Origin of the sequence: Arthrobacter sp. CAN_C5, from assembly GCF_017875735.1 — a bacterium.
Lineage (GTDB): Bacteria > Actinomycetota > Actinomycetes > Actinomycetales > Micrococcaceae > Arthrobacter_D.
In genome coordinates, this window is record NZ_JAGGMZ010000001.1 from 1,625,051 (window position 1) to 1,650,514 (window position 25,464).

Below are 25,464 nucleotides of genomic sequence, written 5' to 3' on the forward strand. Positions count from 1 at the left end.
AAACCCCTGATGAAGTCGCACAGGTTCATGGCCACGCCAGCCGGTAAGCTCCTGCTCGTCGTCGACCACGGATCGCTCACCGCCGTTTACCACGAGGTGCACAATCCGCCCCCGATCCCCTCCGCCGTCGGTGTTCCGTTCGCGAAGATTTCAGGGCCGTCGGGCGGAGTCGGTGAAACGCCCACTGCAGCCAATCTATTGGCCGACGCCGGGACCTTTGACCGCGCGGAGGACCAGTTCCGCGCGTACTTCGCGGGCAAACGCCGGACCTTCAGCCTTCCGGTCCAGGCGAACGGGACAGATTTCCAGCAACGGGTCTGGGCAGCTGTCCTCGCCATTCCCTATGGCGAAACCCGCAGCTACAAAGAACTCGCCGTGCGACTTGGCAACCCGTTGATGGGACGCGCCATCGGCACTGCCATCCGAGTGAATCCGCTGGCGATCATCATCCCGGGGCACCGGGTGGTCAGCTCGTCCGGTGCGGTCACCGGCTATTCGGCGGGCGCGGCCGTCAAGCGATTCCTCCTTGACCTCGAGGCAGGTGATTCAGTCCGACCGGCGGCCTGGGCGCAAGCCGCCGATGGAAGCGACGGAGCGCCTCCTTGAGGATCGGCCCCACAGGGCGCACAGTGAAAGGATGCAGCAACCGCCCGACCCGTTCGCCGATACCGTGGACCGGTACCGGACCTACCTGGTCGCCGAACGTAACCGCTCGGCGCACACGGTGCGTGCCTACCTCACCGATATCGGCGGACTGCTTCGTTTCACCCACGAGGCGGGAGTTACCCGCCTGGACGAGCTGACTCTTGCGGACCTGCGCGGTTGGTTGGGCACGATGGATGCGCACGGCCAGGCCCGGTCCACGATTGCCCGCCGCGCTGCCACCGTGCGCAGTTTCCTGGCCTGGGCAGTCAGGGAGGAACTCATCGAGGTCAACCCGGCCCTCCGTCTCCGGGCACCCAAAAAAGAGAAGACGCTGCCCGGGATTCTGTCGGTCAAACAGATGGACGGCATTTTCGATAAGCTGCGCAAGTCAGCCGTGGACGGAGACCCGATTGCGCTGCGGAACATAGCTCTCGTCGAAGTGCTCTATGGCACCGGGATCCGGGTGGGCGAGCTGGTTGGCCTGGACATCGATGACCTCGATTCGGACCGCAGGACCCTGAGAGTCCTCGGCAAAGGCAACAAGGAACGGACGGTGCCCTACGGTCTGCCGGCGGCACACGCCCTCGATGACTGGTTCCGACGCGGACGCCCCAGACTGGCTCAATCGACGAGCGGACCAGCCCTGTTTCTTGGGCAGCGCGGGGGACGGATGGACCAGCGGCAGGCCCGGTCGACGGTAGGGAAGCTCTTCGCCGGGGTGCAGGGCACTTCCGCCACCGGACCCCACGCACTCCGCCATAGCACCGCCACCCACCTGCTGGATGGCGGCGCCGATCTGCGTGCCGTTCAGGAGATCCTGGGACACTCCAGTCTCGCGACCACCCAGATCTACACCCATGTGTCGGTCGATCGGCTCCGTAAGAGTTACGAACAGGCCCATCCGCGAGCCTGACCCAAGCCTGACCCAAGCCTGACCCAAGACAGACCCAAGGCAGGCCAAGGTGGATTCAGCACCGGTTCCGGACAAGATCAAGTGGCCATCAGCTAGCTACGGTGGCGCAATGAGGGTATGTAGGGCAGAATAAACCGTAGTCCGCCGTGTCGGCGGACACATTTGGACGAATCCATTCACTGTTGCAGGTCGTTGGGGAAGACGCACCTACAGCTATGGAGGATGGAATGTCTGGTATTACGGCGCGCGGAGTGTTGTATATTCACTCAGCCCCTTCTGCGCTATGCCCTCATATCGAGTGGGCGATCGGTTCGGTGATTGATCAACGAACCGATCTTGAGTGGTCCCCTCAGCCCGCTTCACCCGGCATGTTCAGGTCCGAACTCTCGTGGGTCGGGCCCCAGGGATCCGGCGCCCAGCTGGCATCAGCCCTGCGGGGATGGGCTCACCTGCGCTACGAGGTCACTGAAGAGCAAAGCGCCGGAGCCGACGGTGGTCGCTGGTCGCACACTCCCGAGCTGGGCATCTTCCACGCCACGACTGACGTTCACGGCAACATCATGGTGACCGAGGACCGGATTCGGTACGCCTACGAGACCGGCGCAGGGGATCCCGCGGCCGTGTACCACGAGTTGTCGCTGGCACTCGGAGAATCCTGGGACGAGGAGCTCGAACCTTTCAGGCATGCCGCCGAGGGTGCTCCCGTGCGATGGCTCCACCAGGTCGGTTAATTCCTGCCAGCAGCGATCCGACCCGTCATCCGCCAGAAAGACCTGGAAAAGCATATGAACCGCGGAAGACGCCGACCCTTTGGGTCGGCGCCTTCCGTGTCGTTTCTGGCTAGCGGCGATTAGACCGCGAGCTAGGCGCTGCGGACCACGATTACCGCGTTGTGCCCGCCGAACCCGAACGAATTGCTCAGCGCCACCAGATCGCCGGCTGGAAGCGTGCGTTCGGTGGTCACAATGTCCAGCGGAATGTCGGGGTCCTGCTTCTCCAGGTTGATGGTCACCGGCATCTTGCGATCGTAAACAGCCAGGACAGTCATCACTGCTTCCACCGCTCCCGACGCGCCGAGCAGGTGGCCGGTCTGCGACTTGGTTGCTGACACCGCCACATTGTCGATGTGGGATCCGAGGGCGGTCTTCAACGCCACGTACTCGGGCTTATCGCCCACCGGCGTGGACGTGGCGTGCGCGTTCACGTGGGAAATATCGGACGGCTGCACCCGGGCATCGAACATTGCCGCCTTGAGGGCGCGGGTGGCGCCCAGTCCACCGGGATCCGGTGCGGTGATGTGGTAGGCATCAGCGGTCACCGAGGTGCCGGCCAGTTCGCCGTAGATCCGGGCGCCGCGGGCCAGGGCGTGCTCTTCGGCCTCGATCAGGAGGGCTCCGGCGCCCTCGCCCATGACAAAACCGTCGCGGCCCGTGTCGTAGGGCCTGGACGCGTGCTCGGGGTCATCATTGCGCCGTGACAGCGCGTGCATTGACGCAAACGCGGCAATGGGCATCGGGTGGATCGCCGCTTCGGCGCCGCCACACATCACGACGTCGGCCTTGCCGGACCGGATCAGCTCCAGGCCCTGGTGCAGGGCCTCGGTACCCGAGGCGCATGCGGACACCGGAGTGTGGGCTCCGGCCCGGGCACCCAGATCAAGGCTCACGGCTGCGGCCGGACCGTTGGGCATCAGCATGGGCACAGTCATGGGAAGGACCCGGCGAGGACCCTTGGCGCGCAGGGTGTCCCAGGCGTCCAGGAGCGTCCAGACGCCGCCGATGCCGGTAGCAAAGGCAACTGCAAACCGGTCGTGGTCAATTTCTTCAAGGCCGGAATCCCGCCAGGCTTCGCGGGCTGCGATGACCGCGAACTGCGTGGAGGGATCCATGCGCTTGGCTTCAACTCGTGAGAGGACCTCGCTGGCTGGTGTGGTGACCTGCGCGGCGAAGGTCACGGGCAGTTCGTATTCCTGGACCCAGTCGGCTTCGATGGTTCGAGCACCGGAGACACCCTTCAGGGCGTTCTTCCACATGGTGGGGACGTCGCCGCCAATCGGCGTCGTCGCGCCCAGTCCGGTGATCACTACTTTGCGTGCCATGGTTCACTCTCTAAAACGTGGGGTGTAGCTGTGGAACGTGCGGGTTGGCTCCTCCGTGGCCGCCAGCGCCTACTGGTGCTGGCGGCCACGGAGTCAAAAGGATCTAGGCCTGCGCGCCGGAAATGAAGTTGACGGCGTCGCCAACGGTCTTCAGGTTCTTGACCTCTTCGTCGGGAATCCGAACGCCGAACTTCTCTTCGGCGTTGACCACGATGGTCATCATCGAGATGGAGTCGATGTCCAGGTCGTCGGTGAACGACTTGTCCATCTCGACCGACTCTGGTGCAAGCCCGGTTTCCTCGTTGACGATTTCGGCCAAGCCGGCCAGGATTTCTTCGTTGCTAGCCATGGATGGCTCCTTTTCTTGTCAAGCCGGATCAAAGACCCGGCATGGTTAATCAAACCGCGGTTGACGGTTTGGCTTGGGAAAAACTAGGGAAGTACGACCACCTGTGCGCCGAACACCAGTCCGGCACCAAAACCGATCTGTAGGGCGAGGCCCCCGCTCAGCTGAGGGTGTTCCTGCAGCATGCGGTGCATGGCAAGTGGAATGGAAGCGGCCGAGGTGTTTCCAGCGTCAACGATATCGCGTGCCACTTCCACATGGTCGGGAAGCTTCAGCTGTTTGACCATCTCGTCGATGATGCGGATGTTCGCCTGGTGCGGCACGAATGCCACCAGGTCCTCGGCCGTGACGCCTGCTGCGTCCAGCGCCTCCTGGGCGACCTTTGCCATTTCCCAGACCGCCCACCTGAAGACCGTCTGCCCGTCCTGGCGCATGGTGGGCCAAGAAGCTTTCGGCGTGTCTTCGAGGGATCCGCCGACGGCCCCTACCGAAGCGAGCTCGGCGTCGCGGATGTCCAGCAGCGAGTGGGACATGCGGATGGCCTGGTGCTTGCTGCCATCCGAGCCCCACACTGACGGTCCGATGCCGGCGCTCTCCGCCGGGCCGATCACCACGGCGCCCGCACCGTCCCCGAGGATGAAGGAGATGGTTCGGTCAGCGTTGTCGATGAAGTCGGACAGCTTTTCGACGCCGACCACCAGAACGTACTCGGCGGTCCCGGCGTGCACCATCGCGTCTGCCTGGGCAATGCCATAGCAATACCCGGCGCAGGCTGCGGAAATGTCATAGGCCGGCGCCGGGGTGGCTCCGAGGCGGTCCGTCAGCTGGGCGGCGGCCGAGGGAGTGGCATAGGGGTGGGTCACGGTCGACACGAGGACGGCGCTCAGCTGTGCTGCGTCGATCCCGGCGTTCGTCAGCGCCGACCGCGCCGCGGCCTCCGCCATGTCGATCACGCTGGTGTCGCGGTCGGCGCGGTGCCGAGTAACAATCCCGGTCCGCTGCCGGATCCATTCGTCAGAGGAGTCAATCCACTGGCAGACATCTTCGTTGGTGACAATGACGTCGGGTCGGAATACGCCGATGCCGTGGATGCGGGTGTGCTCGCGTAGCGGAGCTTGCTTCATGACCGGGGCGTTCACTAGTGTCCTTCTGCAATGGGGGAAATGACCGGGTCCGGGGTGCGTGAGTGCTCTTCGATGAAGGCAGCGGCAGCATCCAGATCCTCAGGCGATTTTACGGCCAATGTGGGTGTGCCGCGCATTCCGCGCTTCATCAATCCCGTTAGGGTTCCCGCCGGCGACAATTCGACAACCCCCGAAACGCCCATCTGCTCCAGCTGGGCCATGCAGAGGTCCCACCGGACCGGTCGCGACACCTGGGCGATCAGGCTGTCCAGGTTTCCGTCGCCGGTGGTTACCGGTGCGCCGTCGTAGTTCAACAGCAGGGTGGCTACCGGATCACGGGGGGTGAGCGTGGGCCGCAACTCATGCAGCGCCGCTACGGCGGGGCTCATGTGGTGGGTGTGGAAGGCGCCAGCAACCTTCAGTGGGATGACCCTCGCTTTGGCGGGGGGATCGGCCGTGAGTGCAGCCAGCTGGTCCAGGGTCCCGGCGGCGACAACCTGCCCACCCCCATTGGCGTTCGCCGGGGTCAGGCCATGGCGGGCAAGCACCTCGGCGACGTCGTCGGGAGCGCCGCCCAGAATGGCGCTCATCCCAGTGGGCACTGCTGCTCCCGCTTCGGCCATGGCGGTGGCGCGGACCCGGACAAAGGTTGCCGCATCCTGTTCGGACAACGCACCGGCAATCGCCGACGCCGTAACCTCGCCGACCGAATGGCCTGCCACCACCGTGGCCGCCGTCATCGGACGGTTACCCAGCAGCACCCGGGCGGTCACCAAGCCGGCGGCAACGATCAGGGGCTGCGCCACGGCAGTGTCCTTGATCGTTTCCTCGTCCGAGACGGTGCCGTGACGGATCAGGTCCAGCCCGGCCTGTTCGCTGAGGGATTCGAGATGCTTAGGGACGCCTGGGAGTTCCAACCAGGGGCTCAAGAAACCGGGCGTTTGGGACCCCTGACCGGGGCAGACAATTGCAAGCACGTATCAAGCTTTCCAAACTGCTAGGTGATTGTTGGGTATTCCGGTGCACGAAGCTCCGGAGGCCGCTTTGTAGGAAGTCTACAACGAAGGCAGGGGTTACGGACGAGTAGCAGGCCGCTCTGACGGGGCCTGGGCGGGCTGGCTGAGCCGGCCGACCACCAGTGCGGTTTGCAGGACGAAGGCTTCGCGGGGGAGGAGCGGATCCCAGCCGGTGATGTCGCAGACGCGCCGGAGCCGGTACCTGACGGTGTTTGCGTGAACGAAGAGGGCGCGGGAGGTTGCTTCGAGGGAGTGGCCCAGGTTCAGGTAGGCGGACAGCGTTTCTTCGAGGCCGTTGGAGGCTCCGACGAGGGGGCGGTAGATGTTCCGGATGAGGGCTTTTCTGGCGGTATCGTCCCCGGAGATGACCCGCTCCGGCCAGAGATCGTCGGCGGCGACTGGCCGGGGGGCTGCGGGCCAGGCGCGGGCTGCCGTCAGCCCGGCGAACGCCGCCTGTGCCGAACTGCTGGCCGCGACCAGTGACTCTGATTCCGGACCGTACACCACCGGGCCCTGGCCGAAGAGGTCGCTCAGACGGCTGTAAGTGCTCTCGGTGTTTTCCACTCCACCGAGCACCAGGATCAGCCGGTCACCCTGGATGCCCACCAGGGTGTCTTCGGCGATCCGGTCGGTGGTCCGGCGCAGCTCATTGAGGAACATTGCGTTTGGTTCCGGCGGCGAGCTGCCGACCATCACCGTGATCCGGGCCTGCGATTTCCAGCCCACCGCGGCGATCCGGGAACGCAGGGCGTCCGAGCTTTCGCCGCGTAGGATCGCGTCCACTACCAGCGCTTCCAGCCGGGTGTCCCAGGATCCGCGGGTCTCGGCTGCACGGGCGTAGACATCGGCGGCGGCGAAGGCGACTTCCCGGGAATAGCGCAGCACGGCTTCGCGGAGGGCGCCCTGGTCGGCGTCGGCCGCGAGGTCGGGAACACGATCCTCGACCACCTGCACCACCACGCGGATCAGCTGCAGCGCTTTCTGGAGGCTGATGGAGCGGGTGAGCTCCGTCGGTGCGGTCCCGAAGACATCGCTGAGAACCCACGCCGGTGACACCGGCCGTTGGTACCAGTTCACAAACGAGGCGATGCCCTTTTGTGCCACCAGGCCCAACGCCGAGCGCTCATCCGCCCGCAGGCTGCGGTACCAGGGGAGGGAGGCGTCCAGTTGCTGGAGGGTGGCGGTGGAGAGGGCGCCAATCTTGGCTTGCAGCCGCTCCACCGTGTCAGGGTCGGCCACCGGGATCTGGGTCCTGCGGAAACTGGGCGGAAACGGGCGTTCGGACACAGGCATTCCACGAGCATACGTCCGAAGCGCTATCCGGCTCCATTTGTGTAGAGGCTACAAACACGCCGAGTACCTCTCACTCCCCAAAGAGAAACTGCCCCAAGAGTCAGCTACGCCGGTTGCAACCGGCGAACCTGACCCTCAGGGCAGTTTTTGGCAACGAGTGCCTAGAGCCTAGCTGTCCCCGCCGGTGTTTCCGGTGGTGCCGGCGTTGACGTCGAGGAGCTTGTACTTGTCGATCGCGTCGGCGGGCGCACTGGCGTCCACCTCGCCGCGGCGTGCCAACATTTCCAGTGCCCGTACCACCACTGAGTGGCTGTCGATCTTGAAGAACCGACGTGCTGCCGCCCGGGTGTCGGAGAAGCCGAAGCCGTCCGCCCCGAGGGTGGCGAATTCGTTCGGCAGGAACTGGCGTACCTGGTCCGGGACGGCCTTCATGTAGTCGGTCACGGCAACGATCGGGCCGGTGGCGCCTTCGAGCTGCTGGGTGATGAACGGCACGCGGGCGTCACCGGACGGGTTGAGGAACGCTTCTTCCTCGGCGGCCAGTCCGTCGCGGCGCAGTTCGGTCCACGAGGTGACCGACCAGACATCGGCCGAGACACCCCAGTCCTCGGCGAGGATCCGCTGCGCATCGAGCGCCCATGGTACCGAGACACCCGATGCGAGGATCTGGGTCCGCGGGCCGTCAATCTTCGCAGGGGAGACCAGATAGATGCCCTTGAGGAGGCCTTCGACGTCGAGTTCTTCCGGCTCTTTCGGCTGCAGGATCGGCTCGTTGTAGACGGTGATGTAGTACATCAGATTGCGGTCGTCAGAACCTTCGCCGTACATCCGGTTCAGGCCGTCACGCATAATGTGGCCAATTTCGTAGCCGTAGGCCGGGTCATAGGTGACCACGGCGGGGTTGGTGGAGGCCAACAGCGGTGAGTGGCCGTCCGCGTGCTGCAGTCCCTCGCCGGTGAGCGTGGTGCGGCCAGCGGTGGCCCCGATGATGAACCCGCGGGTCATCTGGTCGGCGGCGGCCCAGTAGGAGTCGCCGGTGCGCTGGAAGCCGAACATCGAGTAGAACACGTAGACGGGGATCAGCGGTTCACCGTGGGTGGCGTAGGACGTGCCGGCGGCGGTGAACGCTGCCACCGATCCGGCCTCGTTGATGCCGGCGTGCAGGATCTGCCCTTCGACGGATTCCTTGTACGCAAGGACCAGGTCCCGGTCCACGGACAGATAGTTCTGGCCGTTCGGGTTGTAGATCTTCGCCGTCGGGAAGAATGAGTCCATCCCGAAGGTGCGGGCCTCGTCGGGGATGATCGGGACAATTCGCTTCCCGAACTCCTTGTCCCGCATCAGGTCTTTCAACAGCCGCACGAAAGCCATCGTGGTGGCAGCCATCTGCTTGCCGGAGCCACGCTTAGCCACTTCGTACGCCTTGTCCCCGGGCAGGGTGACGTCAGTGTGCTTGTTGCGACGCTCGGGTACGAAGCCGCCAAGCGCCTTGCGGCGTTCCAGCAGGTACTTGATCTCCGGGGCGTCCTCGCCGGGGTGGTAGTACGGCGGGTTGTACAGGTCGTCGTCGATCTGCTCGTCCGTGATGGGGATGCGCAGGTGGTCCCTGAATGCCTTGAGGTCATCCGAGGTGAGCTTCTTCATCTGGTGAGTGGCGTTGCGCCCCTCGAAATGAGGGCCCAACCCGTAACCCTTCACCGTCTTCGCGAGAATGACGGTCGGTTTCCCCTTGAACTCGGTGGCGGCCTTATAAGCGGCGTACACCTTGCGGTAATCATGCCCACCGCGCTTGAGCTTCCACACCTTGTCGTCGCTGAAGTCGGCGACCATTTCCTTGGTCTGTGGGGTCTTGCCGAAGAAGTGCTCGCGAACAAACCCACCGGACTCGGCCTTGTAGGTCTGGTAGTCGCCGTCGGGCGTGGAGTTCATGATTCCCACCAGGGAACCATCCTCATCCTTCTCCAGCAGCTCGTCCCACTCGCGGCCCCAGACCACCTTGATGACGTTCCAACCGGCGCCCCTGAAGAAGGCCTCCAGTTCCTGCATGATTTTGCCGTTGCCGCGCACCGGACCGTCGAGGCGCTGCAGGTTGCAGTTGATGACGAAGTTCAGGTTATCCAGGCGTTCGTTGGCTGCGAGTTGGAGCAGGCCGCGCGATTCCGGCTCGTCCATTTCGCCGTCGCCCAGGAAGGCCCAGACCTGCTGGTCGGAGGTGTCCTTGATGCCACGGTTGTGAAGGTAGCGGTTGGACTGCGCCTGGTAGATCGCGTTCATCGGGCCGATCCCCATCGACACGGTCGGGAATTCCCAGAACTTGGGCATCAGCCGAGGATGCGGGTAGGAGGAAAGCGCGTGGCCTTCCTTCGACTTCTCCTGACGGAACCCATCGAGGTCCTCCTCGGTGAGGCGTCCCTCAAGGAACGCCCTGGCATACATGCCGGGGGAGGCGTGGCCCTGATAGAAGATCTGGTCGCCGCCGCCTGGATGGTCCTTGCCCCGGAAAAAGTGGTTGAAGCCCACCTCGTAGAGCGTCGCGGCTCCCGCATAGGTGGAAATGTGGCCGCCCACGCCAATCTCGGGGCGCTGCGCGCGGTGCACCATGACGGCTGCGTTCCAGCGCATCCAGGCGCGGAACTTCCGCTCGATCTCCTCGTCACCCGGGAAGTCTGGTTCCTGGTCCGCCGGAATGGTGTTGACGTAGTCGGTGGTTGTCACCATAGGCACACCGACGCTGCGGGCACCGGCGCGCTGCAACAGCGAACGCATGATGAACTGCGCCCGCTCAGTGCCCTGAACCCGGATCAACTCATCGAGTGACTCAATCCACTCGGCTGTTTCCTCCGGGTCACCGTCGGTTCCGCCGGTCAAATTACTAAGAATTTCCGGTCCACCTTGCTCTACAGCCACGCCAAACCTCTCCCACTCCGCAGATGATGTCTACGATGCTTACAACTGACGCAACGGAACGATGCTCCGCAGCCTGTCTGTGGCCACGACCCCAAGATCGTAAGGATCGTGACAATTCACTTTGGTAACTCTAGCCGCGACGCGTCGGAGATGCGTAGTGGGGACCGGGTAGGTGACAGGTTTCCGCTCTCGGCGGTAATTGGCGGATTCGTCGTGGATCGATCCGACGGGCGCGTCCGGGCAGGTATTTCCGGCTGTTTCCGCACTATATGGTGTACATATGCGACCGCGGATTCGCTTGGGAGACCTGCTGGCTTGATGGATGCCGTTTAAAGGTGTTGGCTGGTCATAATGCATATCAACGTAACGAGTGGATCCGCTGTCAAAAGTGGCCCACAGTCTTTCGGGAGGAAAACAGTGAGCGAGGCCGAAGCCGCCACAACGGATACCGTGGCGGGCAAGTTGGGTTTCAAGGACGGGGACCTGCTTCAGGAACTCGGCTACGACGAGGATGTGGATTTCGACTTCCGCGCAACCCTCGAGGATGAAACCGGGTCTGAACTGCTCACTGAAGAGGACCAGGACGTTGTGGACGGCGTGCTGCTCTGGTGGCGCAACGACGACGGCGACCTCGTGGATGCACTCGTTGACTCACTCACCTGCCTCGACGAAGGCGGCACCGTGTGGGTCCTCACGCCCAAGTCAGGCCGCACCGGCTATGTCGCCCCATCGATCATCCAGGAAGCCGCTCCGACCGCCGGTCTGCACGCGACGTCGTCGGCCGGTGTCTCCAAGGACTGGGCTGCCACCCGATTGGTCAGCCGACGGAAAAGTTAGCATGAGCGGGCTCCCACTGAGAGGTGAGTCGGCACCTGATTTTGCCCTGTCCAACCAGTTTGGTGAGACGGTCCGCCTGAGTGATCTGCGCGGAACGCCCGTCGCCGTGGTGTTCTATCCCTTCGCTTTTTCGGGTGTCTGCACCGGCGAACTCTGCGAACTCCGTGACAACCTTGCATTGTTCGACGACGACGGCGTGCGACTCCTCGCCGTGTCGGTCGACTCCAAATACACGCTGCGCGCGTACGCCGAGGACCAGGGCTTCACCTTCGACCTGCTGGCCGACTTCTGGCCCCACGGCGACGTCGCCGCCCGATACGGTGCTTTCGACACCAGCCGAGGCTACGCGGAACGAGCCACCTACCTCATTGATGCGCAGGGCCAAATTGTTGACACCTTTCGTGCCGAGCTCGGCCACCCCCGCCCACTTGAGGAATATCGAGCGGCGCTGACCAAACTTTCCACGCGGGAAAACCGCGTCGGGCCGCTATCGTGACACCCGAGCAAGCTGGCGGAGCAGCCACACCGCCTGGCCTCGGTCTGACCGGATTCGCCAGTGGCGAACCGGTGGTGAACGCCTCCGCCTTCAGCCCCGAGCAACGCAACCGGGTCGCGGAGGTGGTGAGGCTGCTGGGCGGCCACCGCCTCGCCGTCCTGACCGGGGCCGGGCTGAGCACCGACTCCGGCATTCCGGATTACCGCGGACCCCAGTCGGTTCCCCGCAACCCCATGACCTACCAACAGTTCGTCGGGGACGAGGGGCTGCGGCGTCGGTACTGGGCACGCAACCACGTGGGCTGGCACCACCTCCGTCACGCCGACCCCAACCCTGGTCATCATGCCCTGGCATCGCTCGAATCCCGGGGGCTTCTCTCCGGACTGATCACCCAGAATGTGGACCGGCTCCACTCGGCGGCTGGCAGTGACCAGGTTATCGACCTGCACGGGACCTACGATCGGGTCGTCTGCCTGCAGTGCGCGAGGAGCTACAGACGGTCCGAGATAGCGGTGCTGCTGGAGGACCTGAACCCCGGCTATCTGGAGCGAGAATCGAACGCGGGTGACGTAGCGCCCGACGCCGATGCCGACGTCGACGACACGGGCGACTTTGTGATGGCCCCGTGCCCCAACTGCGGTGGCATGCTGAAGCCGGATTTTGTGTACTTCGGGGAGAACGTGCCGAAGGACCGGGTAGCGAAGGCCTACGAGATGGTGGACTCCGGCGATGCGTTGCTGGTAGCTGGATCATCACTGACCGTGATGAGCGGACTGCGTTTCGTCAGGCACGCTGCAAAGCTCGGCAAGCCAGTGGTGATCATTAACCGGGGGAGCACCCGCGGAGATGATCTGGCCACCATGCTGGTCAATCTCGGGGTCTCGGAAGCGCTCACTTACCTGGCCGAGGAACTGCCCGACCTGCCGTAGCGGTCAACGGCTGGCGATTGGCATTCTCTTGGGAATGCCAGTAGAGTAATTTCTCGTTGGTTGGCCGGTCCGAGGGCCGCAACCGACACATTTGGGTCTTTAGCTCAGCTGGTAGAGCGCCACGTTTACACCGTGGATGTCATCGGTTCGATCCCGGTAGGACCCACCACCGAAACCCCGCCCTTTCAAGCACTATCGCTTGGGACGGCGGGGTTTTTCAGTATCGGGGAGCGGCAGCATCCGACCGGAACCGGGTTGGACGAAGAGAAGGGACCTGTAGTCGCAATGCCCAGACGTGAAACTTCACGCCGCACCACCGGCGCAGCGATGCTGTGTCTGGCGATTGGCTTGGTCGGCTGCGGAACGGTCGACGCCGGGAGCGTGGCCGCCCAGGAGCGTTTCCTCACTGAGCTCCGAGAGCAGGCACCCGACTCGGCCTACTCCGGGGACGAACAGTTGATTGCCACCGGTGAGCAGGTGTGCGCCGATCTGGAGGCCGGTGCGGACCTCGAGGAGCTGGGCGCCCGCAACCCCGCCGAGAACCTGACTGACGAGACCGTTGAACGCATCCGGATCACCCAGGCACTCGCTGCCGAGCATCTCTGCCCCGGCGCGGCCTGAGCCAACGAACCGTGAAAGGTTCGGCGCTGTCGGAAACCTGACGCTGCTGGAACCCGACGCTACTGGACCTTGTCGAGTTCGTCACCGAGGGGGCCTGCCAGCGCCCTGCTGAACGCGGTGGTCATGTGGTGCTCATCCCGGTAGACCAGCAGATCCCCGATGATCGACGGACAAATGTCGGTGCAGAGGTAGCTGCTCAGATCAACGAACGACGCGTTGCCATCCTGCACCGTCCCACCCTGCACCGTCCCGTCCCGCACTGCCCGCTCCTCTGCGGCAAGGACCTCGCCGTCGAGTGCTTCCGCCCTGGGCAGGTCACAAGCCGCTGCCTCCTCAATGTTTCGGGACAGGCAGTCCAGCGGGGACGTACTGTGACTCGGTGTATCCGCGAGGACCAGCGCATGCGATGACCCAGGCAGAGCGGCCAGAGTGGCACCTAGGCCAGCCTCCCACTGCTCCACGAGTCCGGTCGAGGTATCGACGGGGGACACCTCCCCGTAGTTGCTGAGCACCACCACCGCCGGATCGAGTGCATCGATGTAATCAACGGCGCTTTGGCGCCATTGTTCGCATTGGGAATACGGGCGCTGCTCGTGGAGGATCTCGATGTCCACGGAGGGGCAACTGGATTTCGTCAGATTGTGCAGGCGGTAGGAGCCGTCGGTAGCGTAGGCCTCCAGCGCCGGGAACCACTGTGCGGCATGGGAGTCACCAAAAAGCACAATGTCCACGGTGCCGTCAGGGTCTCCGTAGACGCAGTCGGTGTTCACCTCGGTGGCAGGGAAATCGGCGTGACAGCCGTCGTCGTACGTCCCGGGAATGCTGTCCGGCGCGTCGCGCAGTGTCGGGTTCAGGTTGGCCGGAACAAAGGTGGAGCCGTTAGGAGCGACCTGCAGTGGTTGCGACGCCGCTTCACGGGTGGAGGCGATCGGGGCGGTGCTTTGCACAGCGCCCGCGCCCGCCGCGACCGCCACGAACCCCAGCGACGCCAGTGCGGCTGTTGCGATGACCCGGCGGGCGCGCAGCGGGCTGCCCGCTGCCGGATGGCGGAAACGATTCTCCACGTACCTGTAAAGCAGGACTGCCAACGGCACGCTGAGGGCCCCCAGAGCCAGGGTGAGGACCAGCGGCAGCGGATTCTCGTAGCCCACCGCCGCCTGCGGGATGACCAGCAGCGGCCAGTGCACCAGATAGATCGAGTACGACCAGGCGCCGACCTTCTGCATCGGGGCCCGGCTCAGCAGCATCCCGGCCCCACGCGACGGAAGGCTGCTGCCACACACGATGACCGCGGCGGTGGACAGCACTGGAAGCAGCGCGGCCCACCCCGGGAAGACGGTGCTCTCGTTGAGGGCTCCCAGGCTGACCGCGATTCCGGCCATCCCCAGCCAGGTACCGAGCGCCGCGGCCCGGCCGTTCAAACGCACCAGCCCGGAGTGCAGGGCGAAGGCTGCCAGGGCGCCGATCCCCAGTTCCCAGGCGCGGGTTGGGAGCAGGAAGAACGCTGCCGGCTGGGAGGTCCCGGTCAGGACGATGCACAGGGCAAAGGAGAGGACGACGATCGACAGGACCACCCAGAATAGCCTCCGGGTGGATCTGCGGACCAGCAGGAACCCCAGCAGCAGGAGCAGCGGCCAGAACAGGTAAAACTGCTCCTCGACGCCGAGCGACCAGTAGTGCTGGAACGGTGAGGGAGCGGTTTCTGCAAGGTAATCGGCGCCCTGCGCAGCGAACAGGACATTGGGGACATACAGGGCGGTGGCGATGGCGTCCTGCAACGCCCCGGGACGGGTGGCTGGGGGAAGGAACACCAGCGACGCCACGGTGGTGAGAGCAAGCACAACAAACGAGGCGGGGATGATGCGCCGGATGCGCTTGGCGTAGAACTCGCCAAACGGGATCCGGCCGCGGGCCTCCAGCATGGAGATCAGTTGGCCGGTGATCAGGAAACCGGAGATGACGAAGAAGATATCGACGCCGACGTAGCCCCCGGGTACCGCTGACAGGCCGGCGTGGTAGAGGACTACCGCCCCCACCGCTACCGCCCGCAAGCCCTGGATATCAGGCCGGAACGGAGCCGGCTGCCGGACGGTTGGTCGCGAAATGACAAGCCCCTTCCCTGATGGATGCCTTCAGTTAATCTATATCAATCGTGCAAAGAACGTCCTGCGGAGGTTGACGTCGGTGCCGAGACGTGGCTCACTGCCGCTTCACGATCGGTCGCCGTGTGGTCAGTGGGCGTCCAGCGGTAATAAGGTGAAAGTACTGTTTCGTGGCGTGGAGCTTTTCCGGCTGTCCGCGCATCGGCCCCCACAGCCGGGGGCAAACCCAGTATTGGAGACTTTATGAGTGCACAGATTGGTGTCACAGGCCTAGCGGTCATGGGCGCAAACTTGGCCCGCAACCTCGCCCGCAACGGTTATACCGTCGCGCTGCACAACCGGTCGATCGAGAAGACCGACGCCCTGCTGGCGAAGCACGCCGACGACGGCGACTTCGTCCGCACCGAGACCCTTGAGGAACTGGTCGAGTCCCTGGAGAAGCCCCGCCGGGTCCTGATCATGGTTAAGGCGGGCGGACCGGTGGATTCGGTCATCGGTCAGCTGGAACCGCTGCTTGAGCCCGGCGACATTGTGATCGACGGCGGCAACTCCCATTACGAGGACACCCGACGCCGCGAAGCTGCCCTGGCGACCAAGGGCCTGCACTTTGTGGGCGTCGGCGTCTCCGGCGGCGAGGAGGGAGCCCTGCTGGGCCCGTCCATCATGCCCGGCGGCTCCCGGGAGTCCTACGATTCCCTGGGCCCGATGCTGGAGAAAATCTCAGCCAAGTACAACGGTGAGCCCTGCTGCCGCTGGATCGGCACCGACGGTGCCGGGCACTTCGTGAAAATGGTCCACAACGGCATCGAATACGCCGACATGCAGGTGATCGGCGAGGCCTACGACCTGCTGCGCTCCGGCGCTGGCATCGAGCCGGCCGAACAGGCCAAGATCTTCACCGACTGGAATACCGGCACTCTTTCCTCGTTCCTGATTGAGATCACTGCCGAAGTGCTCGGCCACACCGACGCCAAAACGGGGAAACCCTTCGTGGACGTCGTCGTCGACTCGGCGGGGCAGAAGGGAACCGGCCGCTGGACAGTGGTGTCGGCGCTCGAACTGGGCAGCCCGACGTCGGGCATCGCCGAGTCCGTGTTCGCCCGGGGCCTGTCCTCGCAGCGGGACCAGCGGGCCGAGGCACAGGACATCCTGGCCGGCCACGAGGGCGCCGTTGACCTGCCCGAGTCGTTCGTCGAGGACGTTCGCCTGGCCCTGTACGCGTCGAAGCTGGTCAGCTACGCGCAGGGCATCGACATGCTCACGGCTGCTGCCAAGGAGTACGGCTGGGAGCTGAAGCTCGATGAGATTGCGTCGCTGTGGCGTGCCGGCTGCATCATCCGCGCCGAACTGCTGGACGACATCATGAAGGCCTACGCCACTGCTGACGGTCAGCCGGTAAACCTGCTGCTGGCCCCGGCGTTCGCCGAGTCGATTGCCGGGGCGCTTCCCGCCTGGCGTCGCGTGGTGTCGACAGCCGTCCAGCTGGGTATCCCGGTGCCGGTGTTCTCGGCCTCGCTGGCCTACTACGACGGGCTGCGCCGTCGTCGGCTACCCGCCGCACTGACTCAGGGCCTCCGTGACCTGTTCGGGGCGCACACCTACAACCGGGTCGACATGGACGGCACGTTCCACACCCTGTGGGGCGAGGACAAGTCCGAGATCGAAGCGGTGGACACCCACTAGCATCCTTAACTGCTGATGGCCCGGGCATTGTGCCCGGGCCATCAGTAGTTAAAGCTAACGGTGGTTGACCGCGACGCCAGGCGTGACGCTAGATGTAGAGCGCCGGATCGATGTACTCGGCCGGATCCACCGCGGGTAGGGTCTCCCGCGCGGAGTCGCGATGCCTGAAGGTCGCGGGGATGCCGGTGGCGATCGAATCGGGCGGAGTGTCCTTCACGACGACGGCGTTGGCCCCGATCGCGCTGCCGGCACCGATGGTGATCGGCCCGAGCACCTTCGCCCCGGCGCCGATTGTCACCCGGTCGCCGATCGTCGGATGCCGCTTGACCTTCTCGAGGGACCGTCCGCCCAGCGTGACGCCCTGGTAGAGCATCACGTCGTCACCGATTTCGGCTGTACCACCAATGACCACACCCATTCCGTGGTCAATGAAGAACCGCCGGCCGATGGTCGCCCCGGGGTGGATCTCGATTCCGGTGGCGGCCCGGGCCAGCTGTGCGAGCAGCCGGGCCGGGAACCGGAGTCCGGGGCGGGCCCACATCCGGTGGGTCAGCCGGTGCACCCAGATGGCGTGGAGACCGGAGTAGACCAGTCCATTCTCGATGGAGCCACGGGCGGCCGGATCATGCTCGCGTGCCGTCTGCAGATCCTCGTGCAGTCGCGCTAAAAAACTCACAGACTACTTTCTGTTGGGTGGGGTTTAGCCCCGGATGTCGTCGAAAAGAACGGTGGAGATGTACCGCTCACCGAAGTCGCAGACTATCGCCACAATGAGCTTACCCGCGTTCTCCGGCCGCTTGGCGAGCTGCAGTGCGGCCCAGACGATCGCTCCGGAGGAGATGCCGCCCAGGATGCCTTCCTGGGTTCCGAGGGCACGCGCCACCCGCACCGAGTCCTCGACGGAGGCGTCAATCACTTCGTCGTAGGCTTCCCGGTCAAGGATTTCGGGGATGAAGTTGGCGCCCAGACCCTGAATCTTGTGCGGGCCGGGCGCGCCGCCGTTGAGGATCGGCGAATCCGCGGGCTCCACGGCGACGATCTGCACTCCGGGTTTGCGTTCCTTCAGGACCTGCCCGACGCCGGTGATGGTCCCGCCGGTCCCCACGCCTGCCACAAAGATGTCGACGGCCCCGTCGGTGTCCTCCCAGACCTCCTCGGCAGTTGTTGCGCGGTGGATGGCAGGATTGGCTTCGTTGGCGAACTGCTGCGCCCAGATGGCGTTCTCGGTCGTCGCCACGATGTCCTTGGCCTTGTCGACGGCGCCGCGCATGCCCTCGGACCCCGGGGTCAACACAATCTCAGCGCCGTAGGCACGGAGCATCACGCGACGCTCGGTGGACATCGTCTCGGGCATGGTCAGGAGCACCCGGTAGCCGCGCGCCGCGCCGACCATGGCGAGCGAGATACCGGTGTTCCCGGATGTACCCTCCACGATGGTGCCGCCGGGCTTGAGCGCCCCGGCCTCCTCCGCGGCGTCGATGATGGCGACGCCGATCCGGTCCTTGACGCTGTTCGCGGGGTTGTAGAACTCAAGCTTCACGGCAACCTGGGCGTCGAGGCCCTCGGTGAGACGGTTGAGCCGGACCAGGGGGGTCCGCCCCACCAGCTGGGTGACGTCGTCGTAAATCTTGGCCATGGGTACCTGCCTAGGGTCGGGGTTTGGGGGAGTGCTCGCCGGATTCTGCGCTGCGCGCTTGGATTCAGCCTAGCGGCGCGGCGTCCCGCCGCGCGTAAAAGTTAGTCGATCAGCCATTGAGCGTAATACTTGCGCGCCTTGGCCAGCTTCGGGTTGATGATCACGCGGCAGTACCCCTGTTCAGGGTGCTTTGCATAGAAGTTGTTGTGCCACTCCTCGGCCGGGTGGAACCGCGGCAAGCGGATGACTTCGGTGACGATCGGGTCGGACCAGCTTTCCTGGTTCCGCTCGATAGCACGCTCAAACAGTTCCTTCTGCTCGGTGTTCTGATAGAACATCGAGGACCGGTACTGCGTGCCGACGTCGTACCCCTGACGGTTCAGGGTCGTGGGGTCATGGGATACGAAGAACATGTCGAGGATTGTCTCGGCGGGGATGACCGTTTCGTCGAAGGTCACCGCCACTACCTCGGCATGACCGGTGGTGCCGGAGCAGACCGCGTCATAGTCGGGGTCGGGTGTGTGTCCACCGGTGTAGCCGGAGATCACGTCGGTGACGCCGCGGGTTTTTTGGTAAAGGGCGTCGAGGCACCAGAAGCAGCCTCCGCCGAGCACGAATGTCATCATGCCTATATCAATGCGTTGCCGGGCCAGAAGATTCCCGACGCTCTCCGCCAAGGACGTCGGAAGGATAAGGACAATTGGGCTGTTCCCACTGGAGCAGGTACAACTAGAGCCATGGAAGCTGATCCGTTGATGACTGGCCAACGCTCCGACCACGGTGCCGGGAGCACCCCACCGCCCAGCGTGGGCGACGTGCTGCTAGCGGTTGAGGAGCTCTGGCCTGAAACCCTCGCGGAGAGCTGGGACGCGGTTGGCCTGGTGGTGGGGAAGCCCAGCAACCCGGCTTCGAAGATCCTGTTTGCTGTCGATCCGACCCACGAGGTCATCAGCGAGGCGCTTCAGTGGGGTGCCGATCTCATCATCACGCATCATCCGCTGATGATGAAGCCGGTCAATTCGGTGGCGGCGACCCACTTCAAGGGCAACGCGGTGCACCGGCTGATCGAGGGTGGATGCGCCCTCACCACGGTGCACACCAATGGCGACAGCGCCGTCGGGGGAGTGTCCGATGTGCTGGCGGACGCGTTCGGCCTGGTGGACGTCCAACCCCTCACGTCCTCGGCCGGTGGGTTGCCGGAGGAAGGGCTGGGGCGGGTAGGGAACCTGAGTGCCCCCACCACCCTGGGAGACTTCGCGGGAGTGGTGTTCTCGATCCTTCCGGCAGTGGCCGGTGGTGTCCGGGTTGCGGGGGACTGTGACGGGCTGGTGCGCAGGGTGGCCGTCTGCGGCGGTGCCGGGGACAGCCTGTTCGATCAGGTACGGGCCAGCGGGGCGGACGTCTACGTCACCGCTGACCTGCGTCACCACCCCGTCTCGGAGGCGCGGGAGGCAGCCTCAAACGACCGGCCGTACCTGATCGATGTGTCGCACTTCGGCAGTGAGTGGCTGTGGCTGACCCCCGCTGCGGCGGCGCTGGCCCATGTGCTGGCGGACCACGGGTTCGACGCCGACATCCGGGTAAGCAGCGTCAATACCGACCCGTGGGACTTCGTGCTCACCCCGGGGATGCCCTAGGGCCAGCGCAGCCGACGGCGTCCTGAGCGGCGGTGACCGTGGGAGGCGCCGTGCAATAGGGTAGATGGACGGGTAATCGGCAACCGCGGAGGTTTTACTGTGGCAAAAGCAGCACCGGCAGAACAGCTTAGGCTGTTGGAACTTCAGGCACTGGATTCGCGGTTGAACCAGCTGCAGCGGCAGGCCGCCACCGCACGGGCCAATCCGGCCCTCGCCGAGCTGGCAAAGCAGCTGGAAGGGACCGACAGCGAGCTGGTAGCCACCGCGACGGTCCTCAGCGACCAGGAACGGGACCTCACCCGCGCCGAGGATGACGTGCAATCGGTGGTGAACCGCCTGGAGCGCGACCAGAAGCGCCTCGACAGCGGGACCGGGAGCCCCAAGGACCTCACCGCCCTGCAGAGTGAGATCGCGTCGCTGACCAAACGGCGCTCCGATCTGGAGGACGTGGAACTGGACATCATGGAAAAGGTTGACGCCGCCCGTGCCGCCAAGCAGGCAGCCCAGCAGCGCAAGGAAGAAGCGCTGGAGCGACTCACCGCCATCGAAGCCACCCGCGACGCCGAACTGACCACCATTGAGGCGGAAGCAGGTTCCGTCAGTACCCAGCGCAGTGAGCTGGCGGCAACGTTCGACGCCGGGCTCCTGGCGTTGTACGAGAAGACCCTCGCCCGCCGCGGTGTCGGCGCGGCGCGGTTGTTCCACGGCACATCAGAGGGCTCGGGAATGCAGTTGAGCCCCGGAGACCTGGCCGAGCTCAGGAAAGCCGCCGAGGACGACATCGTGTTCTGCCCCGATTCAGGTGCCATTCTGGTCCGCTCCGCCGAGTGGGGCAACTAGGCCAGTGCCCGCTGAACAGACCCTCTTTGACCATTCCAGCGACACCACCGAACCGGCCGCCGCTCCCCGCTTCCTGATTGTGGAGGCCGACGGCGGCTCCCGGGGAAATCCCGGACACGCCGGCTACGGTGCCCTTGTCCGGGACCCCGAGACAGGCGCCATCCTGGTCGAGAAGGCAGCCTATCTCGGGAAGGTGTCCAACAACGTCGCCGAGTATTCGGGGCTGGTGGCTGGCCTGGAACTGGCGAACGAGCTGGATCCCACGTGCCGAATCCTGGTCAAGATGGACTCCAAATTGGTGGTCGAGCAGATGGAGGGCCGCTGGAAGATCAAACACGCCGACATGCGCGCACTGGCCACCAAGGCCCGCGCAGTGCTTGACCCCGCCCGGGTCAAGTACCAGTGGATTCCCCGCGAAATCAATAAGGATGCGGACCGGCTGTCCAACGAGGCCATGGATGCCGGGATGGCTGGCATCCCCTGGGTGCCGCGCGCTGCCTCGCCTTCGGCCGCCGCTCCCTCGGCTGCCGCTTCAGCACCGGGACCGGACACGTCCGACGCCGGACCGGAGCCAGTCAGGCAGTCCACGGGCCGGCTGCACCACGTGGAGCTCTGGGTGAGGGACCTGCAGGAGGCCACCGACTCGATTGGCTGGCTGCTTCGGCAACTCGGGTTCACCGTCAAGGAAACCTGGGCGGAGGGCATCAGTTTTCTCGGCGCCGACGGCCTGTATTTGGTGATCGAATCGGGAACCGCCGTCGCCGACGAACCCCACCAGCGGTTGCACCCTGGGCTGAACCACCTGGCTTTCCGGGCGGGGACCGCTGCAGAGGTTGACCTGCTGGCACGCAGGGCCACCAGCCACGGCTGGACCCCCATGTTTGCTGCCGCCTACCCGCATGCCGGTGGCAAGGACAGCTATGCGGCGTACCTGGAGAACCAGGCTGGCTTCGAAGTGGAACTGGTCGCCGATTGGGACGGCCCCGCGTAAGCCCAGCAAGGCTCAGCCGGGCAGGATGATGCTCAGCTGTACCGGTTTACGAGGTGTTGCGGGGATCAGCTCGGCGCTCCAGCGCTCCCGGGTAGCCTTCAGCAGCTCCGCCGGCGTGTCCGGCTGCCGCGACCGCCGGGTCAGCAGATGCCGGGCCAATAGCCCACGGGTATGCTTCGCGGCGTGCGAGACCACTGTGCGCTTGCCATCCCGCTCGAGCAGGACGTTCACCGCGACGGTCCGCTCAGGGTGGCCGGCCCACGCGGTGGCGTAGGTGCTGGATCGGCAGTCGACCACCAGGGCGTCCCCGGACCGGTCCCCCAGGGGACCCGCCAGCCGTGACTTCCAGAACGAGGAGAGCGTCCCCGTGGCGGGGAGCGTGACCGACATGGATAACCGATAGGCCGGAATGGCATCAGCAAAACCCAGCGCACCCCAGAGGGCCGAGACCACCACCACCGACTCCTGGGCTTTGCGACGTTGCACCGGGGTCAGGGTGGGGTAGCCCAGCGCGTCATATAGCACACCGGAATAGATCCGGTAGGCGGGGGCCGCCGGCTGGTCGCGGAGTGTGACGTTCCGCAGCACCTCGGCTCCGAGGGACTGGCCCACTCCCAGAATGCTGTGGGCGGCGGGATCGGTGCTGGCGGCGGCGAGGGCATCCAGTACGGTCTCGCGGGCCTGCGTCAGTTCGGGGAACCGGAGCGTCCCCAGATCCACTGCCGGGCCCTTCACAGCGGGTGACTTACCTTCGGAGGGTGGCAGCAGAATCAGCACCGCACCACTTTACCCATGATCATCGGGGGCCACAGAACCGAGCCCCTGAACCATGCCACTGAACCAAGCCACTGAACCGAGCCACAGGTCGAAGCTGTTCTGCGTGCGCCGCGGAACTCCGCCAGCCCGTAGAATCAATGGAGGATGGGTTGACTAGGCGGTCGCGTTGGACCGGTCGCAGTGCCTTGTGCACTGGCTCCCGTTCACCGAGGAACGTCCGGGCTCCGCAGAGCAGGGTGGTGGGTAACGCCCACTCGGGGTAACCCGCAGGAAAGTGCCACAGAAAATAGACCGCTGTACCAGGCAGCAATGCCTGAGGCAGTAAGGGTGAAAAGGTGGTGTAAGAGACCACCAGCGTGCCGGGTGACCGGTGCGGCTCGGTAAACCCCACCCGGAGCAAGGCCAGACAGGGCGCGCTTGAAGGCTGCTCGCCTGAGTGTCCGGGTAGGCCGCTGGAGGGCGTCGGCAACGGCGTTCGTAGATGGATGGCCGCCACTTCTTCGCTGGCGACGGCAGGAAGCACAGAACCCGGCGTATCGGTCAACCCATCCCTTTACCCCGGTGCACGGTTCACTAACTCACGCACCGTCAGGTCCGGAACCGAAATGCCCGGACCTGCCGCTCCGAAGGGAGTCGGCCACAAGCCCGCAACGCAAACGTCCGGTACCGGATATTCCAGACCGGGGGAGTGAAGATTCTTCCCGCCCTTACCCTCTCCGAAATTGGCAGCGCCAGAATCGTCGTGGCGGACCATCGAATGAATGACGCTGCCTATTGCGTAAAGATTGATGTGCCGGACTGTAATAGGTGCACCAAGTGTCTTCGCCGTAAATTCGTTCCTGCGATGCTGAATCCGGCCGGTACCGTCCTGGTTGAGGAATTTCTGCGCAGCAAATCCACCGTGAAATTCGTTGCGCCACCGCACTCTATTACGGGGACAAGTTTGTCGACGCCGCCGGGTCAACAAAACGGCCCACCTGGGTCAATGATCACTGACCTGATTGACGCGCACGGCCCGCTGGCCTTCCACGGCGCGTATTCCCCGATGCAGTTGAGCACCTCGGGTATCCGGCTCCTGCGCAGAATGACCGAAAAGGGAATGGCAGCGCGGACATTCCGCGTTTCGAAGACGCGATGCGAAATGAATTCGAAACATATTCCCAGACCTGGCCTGCGTGATAAACGAGGTTAAGACCAGGGGATTATCAGGGCGCGATAGCCGTGGGTCAATAGCCCCGAATGAAGTTTTTCCCGAATAGTGAAAGTGGCATCCGATCGGTGTTTGCTCGGATACGCTATCCCAATGACAGACACCGTAGCGCCGCAGAAGTCGCTGCTGGTCCGTAATCCCAACTTCCGCGCACTGTGGCTTTCCGGCACCGTGGGCGTCCTGGGAACCGCTGTCACCTCCATCGCTCTGCCCATCATCGCAGTGGTCGAACTGCAGGCCAGCGACTTCGCCGTCGCTGCCCTCGCAGGAATGACTTTTCTCCCCTGGTTGATCCTCGGCCTGCCGGTGGGCGTCTGGGTGGATCGGTGGCCCAGGAAGCCGGTGATCGTCTGGTCCCTCGTTGGCCGGATAGCAACCCTGGCAACCATCCCCGTTACCTTCTGGCTCGGGATCATGTCGGTGGCGCAGCTGTTCGTTGTCGCGTTCCTTGTCGGTCTCTCAGCTGTCTTTTTTACCCTGTCAGACCAGGCACTCATTCCGCAGGCTGTGTCCAAGGATGAGCTGGTCGAAGGCAATGGCCTGATGACCGCGTCGTCGGCGTCGGCGGATGCGGCTGGCCGGGGCATTGCTGGCTGGTTGACGGTGGCGGTGGGTGCCTCCAACTCGCTGCTGGTCCAGATCATCACCTCCTTCGCATCCCTCTTCGCCATCTCCTCCCTCAGGCTCAAGGAAGCCGAGCCGTATCAGGGGGAGCGGCGTATCTTCCGCGAAATGAAGGACGGTCTGCGCTACACCTTCAGTACCGGGCCGCTGCGCGCCATCCTCTTCAACGCTGCGCTCTGGAACCTTGGCGGCAGCATGGTGGCATCGCTTCTGGTGCTTTTGGTGCTGCGGACCCTGAACGAGTCGGAAATCTGGCTGGGGGTCCTCCTGGCCGCAGCATCAGTTGGCGGAGCGCTGGGCGGCATTACCGTCAAACGGGCCACCGAGCGGTTCGGATCGGGTCCGGTCTGGCGCTACGCCATGGTCCCCGGCGTGCTGGGGTACGCGTCGCTCCTGATCATGACCCCCGGCTACGGAATGCTCTGGGGTGTCGTGGGAATGTTCGTGATGGGCGTGTGCATCGCCTGGAACATCGTCGTCGGGTCAGCGTTCCGGCAACGGGTGTGTCCTCCCGCCATGATGGGCAGGCTCGGCGCCGCTTCCCGGATGGTCAGCTGGGGCATGCTCGGCGTGGCCAGCATCCTTGGGGGAATCCTCGCGGAACTGGTCGGCATCTGGAACGCCGTGCTGATCGGCGTCCTGCTGGCAGTGGCAGCGCCCCTGGTGGCCATTTTCGGGCCGCTCCGCCACGTGGAGCGGCTCGAGGACCTGGAACCCGGGCAGGAGCCGCAGGCCTGAC

General features: G+C 64.6%; 24 protein-coding genes, 1 tRNA gene and 1 other RNA gene. 15 read left to right on the plus strand and 11 right to left on the minus strand.

Annotated features, from left to right (window positions below; genetic code table 11):
- Window positions 1-9: 9 nt before the first annotated feature.
- The 3 genes from H4V95_RS07650 to H4V95_RS07660 all read left to right on the plus strand — a co-directional run bounded on the left by H4V95_RS07650 (window position 10) and on the right by H4V95_RS07660 (window position 2,289).
- Window positions 10-606, plus strand: coding sequence for a methylated-DNA--[protein]-cysteine S-methyltransferase (locus H4V95_RS07650; RefSeq protein WP_209729716.1), 597 nt, complete (start codon window positions 10-12; stop codon window positions 604-606).
- Window positions 607-637: 31 nt separating this feature from the next.
- Complete coding sequence (locus H4V95_RS07655; protein ID WP_209729718.1) at window positions 638-1,558, plus strand: tyrosine recombinase XerC; 921 nt, start codon at window positions 638-640, stop codon at window positions 1,556-1,558.
- A gap of 227 nt (window positions 1,559-1,785) precedes the next feature.
- On the plus strand, window positions 1,786-2,289 hold the full coding sequence (locus tag H4V95_RS07660) for a DUF3145 domain-containing protein (RefSeq protein WP_171587029.1): 504 nt from the start codon (window positions 1,786-1,788) through the stop codon (window positions 2,287-2,289).
- Between the two features lie 131 nt (window positions 2,290-2,420).
- Here the strand turns inward: H4V95_RS07660 and fabF are convergent, their stop codons facing one another.
- From fabF to aceE, 6 genes are all read right to left on the minus strand, one after another.
- Complete coding sequence (fabF, locus tag H4V95_RS07665; RefSeq protein WP_196866535.1) at window positions 2,421-3,656, minus strand: beta-ketoacyl-ACP synthase II; 1,236 nt, start codon at window positions 3,654-3,656, stop codon at window positions 2,421-2,423.
- Between the two features lie 103 nt (window positions 3,657-3,759).
- Window positions 3,760-4,005 carry an acyl carrier protein gene (locus tag H4V95_RS07670; RefSeq protein ID WP_019482900.1) on the minus strand — a complete coding sequence of 82 codons (246 nt, stop codon included), beginning with the start codon at window positions 4,003-4,005 and terminating at the stop codon, window positions 3,760-3,762.
- Between the two features lie 83 nt (window positions 4,006-4,088).
- On the minus strand, window positions 4,089-5,126 hold the full coding sequence (locus tag H4V95_RS07675; RefSeq protein WP_245345614.1) for a beta-ketoacyl-ACP synthase III: 1,038 nt from the start codon (window positions 5,124-5,126) through the stop codon (window positions 4,089-4,091).
- A 14-nt stretch (window positions 5,127-5,140) separates the two neighbouring features.
- The gene (locus tag H4V95_RS07680) at window positions 5,141-6,103 is read right to left on the minus strand and encodes an ACP S-malonyltransferase (protein ID WP_209729720.1); all 963 of its coding nucleotides are present in this window, start codon (window positions 6,101-6,103) and stop codon (window positions 5,141-5,143) included.
- Window positions 6,104-6,199: 96 nt separating this feature from the next.
- The gene (locus H4V95_RS07685; protein WP_196866532.1) at window positions 6,200-7,435 is read right to left on the minus strand and encodes a CdaR family transcriptional regulator; all 1,236 of its coding nucleotides are present in this window, start codon (window positions 7,433-7,435) and stop codon (window positions 6,200-6,202) included.
- 168 nt (window positions 7,436-7,603) lie between these two features.
- Window positions 7,604-10,342 (minus strand): pyruvate dehydrogenase (acetyl-transferring), homodimeric type, encoded by a 2,739-nt coding sequence (gene aceE, locus H4V95_RS07690; protein ID WP_196866531.1) that lies wholly within the window; start codon window positions 10,340-10,342, stop codon window positions 7,604-7,606.
- Between the two features lie 417 nt (window positions 10,343-10,759).
- Between aceE and H4V95_RS07695 the strand changes: the two genes are divergently transcribed.
- The 5 genes from H4V95_RS07695 (at window position 10,760) to H4V95_RS07715 (ending at window position 13,225) form a co-directional block, all read left to right on the plus strand.
- A complete protein-coding gene (locus H4V95_RS07695; protein WP_196866530.1) occupies window positions 10,760-11,179 on the plus strand; it encodes a DUF3052 domain-containing protein in 420 nt (139 codons plus the stop codon).
- Between the two features lies 1 nt (window position 11,180).
- Window positions 11,181-11,675 (plus strand): peroxiredoxin, encoded by a 495-nt coding sequence (locus H4V95_RS07700; protein WP_209729722.1) that lies wholly within the window; start codon window positions 11,181-11,183, stop codon window positions 11,673-11,675.
- Window positions 11,672-12,604 carry an NAD-dependent protein deacetylase gene (locus H4V95_RS07705; RefSeq protein ID WP_312883971.1) on the plus strand — a complete coding sequence of 311 codons (933 nt, stop codon included), beginning with the start codon at window positions 11,672-11,674 and terminating at the stop codon, window positions 12,602-12,604. Before H4V95_RS07700 ends, H4V95_RS07705 begins: the two co-directional genes overlap by 4 nt.
- Window positions 12,605-12,697: 93 nt before the next feature.
- A tRNA-Val gene (locus tag H4V95_RS07710) sits at window positions 12,698-12,773 on the plus strand.
- Between the two features lie 116 nt (window positions 12,774-12,889).
- Entirely contained in the window at window positions 12,890-13,225 is a 336-nt protein-coding gene (locus tag H4V95_RS07715; protein ID WP_209729724.1) for a DUF732 domain-containing protein, read from the plus strand.
- Between the two features lie 59 nt (window positions 13,226-13,284).
- Here the strand turns inward: H4V95_RS07715 and H4V95_RS18755 are convergent, their stop codons facing one another.
- A complete protein-coding gene (locus H4V95_RS18755; protein WP_245345618.1) occupies window positions 13,285-15,276 on the minus strand; it encodes an acyltransferase family protein in 1,992 nt (663 codons plus the stop codon).
- A gap of 294 nt (window positions 15,277-15,570) precedes the next feature.
- Here H4V95_RS18755 and gndA point away from each other — a divergent pair, with 294 nt between their 5' ends.
- A complete protein-coding gene (gene gndA / locus H4V95_RS07725) occupies window positions 15,571-17,010 on the plus strand; it encodes an NADP-dependent phosphogluconate dehydrogenase (RefSeq protein WP_209729726.1) in 1,440 nt (479 codons plus the stop codon).
- An 88-nt stretch (window positions 17,011-17,098) separates the two neighbouring features.
- Here gndA and epsC read toward each other — a convergent pair whose 3' ends face one another.
- The 3 genes from epsC to msrA all read right to left on the minus strand — a co-directional run bounded on the left by epsC (window position 17,099) and on the right by msrA (window position 19,272).
- The gene (epsC, locus tag H4V95_RS07730; protein ID WP_209729728.1) at window positions 17,099-17,686 is read right to left on the minus strand and encodes a serine O-acetyltransferase EpsC; all 588 of its coding nucleotides are present in this window, start codon (window positions 17,684-17,686) and stop codon (window positions 17,099-17,101) included.
- 24 nt (window positions 17,687-17,710) lie between these two features.
- Window positions 17,711-18,646, minus strand: a complete 936-nt coding sequence (gene cysK / locus H4V95_RS07735) for a cysteine synthase A (RefSeq protein WP_209729730.1) — start codon at window positions 18,644-18,646, stop codon at window positions 17,711-17,713.
- Window positions 18,647-18,747: 101 nt separating this feature from the next.
- A complete protein-coding gene (gene msrA / locus H4V95_RS07740) occupies window positions 18,748-19,272 on the minus strand; it encodes a peptide-methionine (S)-S-oxide reductase MsrA (RefSeq protein WP_196866521.1) in 525 nt (174 codons plus the stop codon).
- 129 nt (window positions 19,273-19,401) lie between these two features.
- On the opposite strand from msrA, the gene H4V95_RS07745 reads away from it, so the two are divergent.
- The 3 genes from H4V95_RS07745 to H4V95_RS07755 all read left to right on the plus strand — a co-directional run bounded on the left by H4V95_RS07745 (window position 19,402) and on the right by H4V95_RS07755 (window position 22,114).
- On the plus strand, window positions 19,402-20,283 hold the full coding sequence (locus H4V95_RS07745) for a Nif3-like dinuclear metal center hexameric protein (protein WP_395939869.1): 882 nt from the start codon (window positions 19,402-19,404) through the stop codon (window positions 20,281-20,283).
- A 99-nt stretch (window positions 20,284-20,382) separates the two neighbouring features.
- Entirely contained in the window at window positions 20,383-21,123 is a 741-nt protein-coding gene (locus tag H4V95_RS07750) for a zinc ribbon domain-containing protein (protein WP_209729734.1), read from the plus strand.
- A 4-nt stretch (window positions 21,124-21,127) separates the two neighbouring features.
- The gene (locus H4V95_RS07755) at window positions 21,128-22,114 is read left to right on the plus strand and encodes a reverse transcriptase-like protein (RefSeq protein WP_209729737.1); all 987 of its coding nucleotides are present in this window, start codon (window positions 21,128-21,130) and stop codon (window positions 22,112-22,114) included.
- A gap of 12 nt (window positions 22,115-22,126) precedes the next feature.
- Here H4V95_RS07755 and H4V95_RS07760 read toward each other — a convergent pair whose 3' ends face one another.
- Window positions 22,127-22,891 (minus strand): YaaA family protein, encoded by a 765-nt coding sequence (locus H4V95_RS07760; protein WP_209729739.1) that lies wholly within the window; start codon window positions 22,889-22,891, stop codon window positions 22,127-22,129.
- Window positions 22,892-23,036: 145 nt separating this feature from the next.
- Here H4V95_RS07760 and rnpB point away from each other — a divergent pair.
- The 3 genes from rnpB to H4V95_RS07775 all read left to right on the plus strand — a co-directional run bounded on the left by rnpB (window position 23,037) and on the right by H4V95_RS07775 (window position 25,463).
- An RNA gene (gene rnpB, locus H4V95_RS07765) (RNase P RNA component class A) lies at window positions 23,037-23,443 on the plus strand.
- 118 nt (window positions 23,444-23,561) lie between these two features.
- Window positions 23,562-24,083: a DUF6395 domain-containing protein gene (locus tag H4V95_RS07770; protein ID WP_312884088.1), complete on the plus strand. Its 522-nt coding sequence runs from the start codon at window positions 23,562-23,564 to the stop codon at window positions 24,081-24,083.
- A 111-nt stretch (window positions 24,084-24,194) separates the two neighbouring features.
- Window positions 24,195-25,463: an MFS transporter gene (locus H4V95_RS07775; protein ID WP_209729743.1), complete on the plus strand. Its 1,269-nt coding sequence runs from the start codon at window positions 24,195-24,197 to the stop codon at window positions 25,461-25,463.
- Window position 25,464: the final 1 nt, after the last annotated feature.

Excerpts from the sequence above, each read along its gene's own strand:
- H4V95_RS07650 (WP_209729716.1), top strand. The coding sequence starts at position 10 with ATGAAGTCGCACAGGTTCATGGCCACGCCAGCCGGTAAGCTCCTGCTC.
- H4V95_RS07655 (WP_209729718.1), top strand. The coding sequence starts at position 638 with ATGCAGCAACCGCCCGACCCGTTCGCCGATACCGTGGACCGGTACCGG.
- H4V95_RS07660 (WP_171587029.1), top strand. The coding sequence starts at position 1,786 with ATGTCTGGTATTACGGCGCGCGGAGTGTTGTATATTCACTCAGCCCCT.
- fabF (WP_196866535.1), bottom strand. The coding sequence starts at position 3,656 with ATGGCACGCAAAGTAGTGATCACCGGACTGGGCGCGACGACGCCGATT.
- H4V95_RS07670 (WP_019482900.1), bottom strand. The coding sequence starts at position 4,005 with ATGGCTAGCAACGAAGAAATCCTGGCCGGCTTGGCCGAAATCGTCAAC.
- H4V95_RS07675 (WP_245345614.1), bottom strand. The coding sequence starts at position 5,126 with ATGAAGCAAGCTCCGCTACGCGAGCACACCCGCATCCACGGCATCGGC.
- H4V95_RS07685 (WP_196866532.1), bottom strand. The coding sequence starts at position 7,435 with ATGCCTGTGTCCGAACGCCCGTTTCCGCCCAGTTTCCGCAGGACCCAG.
- H4V95_RS07700 (WP_209729722.1), top strand. The coding sequence starts at position 11,181 with ATGAGCGGGCTCCCACTGAGAGGTGAGTCGGCACCTGATTTTGCCCTG.
- H4V95_RS07715 (WP_209729724.1), top strand. The coding sequence starts at position 12,890 with ATGCCCAGACGTGAAACTTCACGCCGCACCACCGGCGCAGCGATGCTG.
- gndA (WP_209729726.1), top strand. The coding sequence starts at position 15,571 with ATGAGTGCACAGATTGGTGTCACAGGCCTAGCGGTCATGGGCGCAAAC.
- cysK (WP_209729730.1), bottom strand. The coding sequence starts at position 18,646 with ATGGCCAAGATTTACGACGACGTCACCCAGCTGGTGGGGCGGACCCCC.
- msrA (WP_196866521.1), bottom strand. The coding sequence starts at position 19,272 with ATGATGACATTCGTGCTCGGCGGAGGCTGCTTCTGGTGCCTCGACGCC.
- H4V95_RS07745 (WP_395939869.1), top strand. The coding sequence starts at position 19,402 with ATGACTGGCCAACGCTCCGACCACGGTGCCGGGAGCACCCCACCGCCC.
- H4V95_RS07775 (WP_209729743.1), top strand. The coding sequence starts at position 24,195 with ATGACAGACACCGTAGCGCCGCAGAAGTCGCTGCTGGTCCGTAATCCC.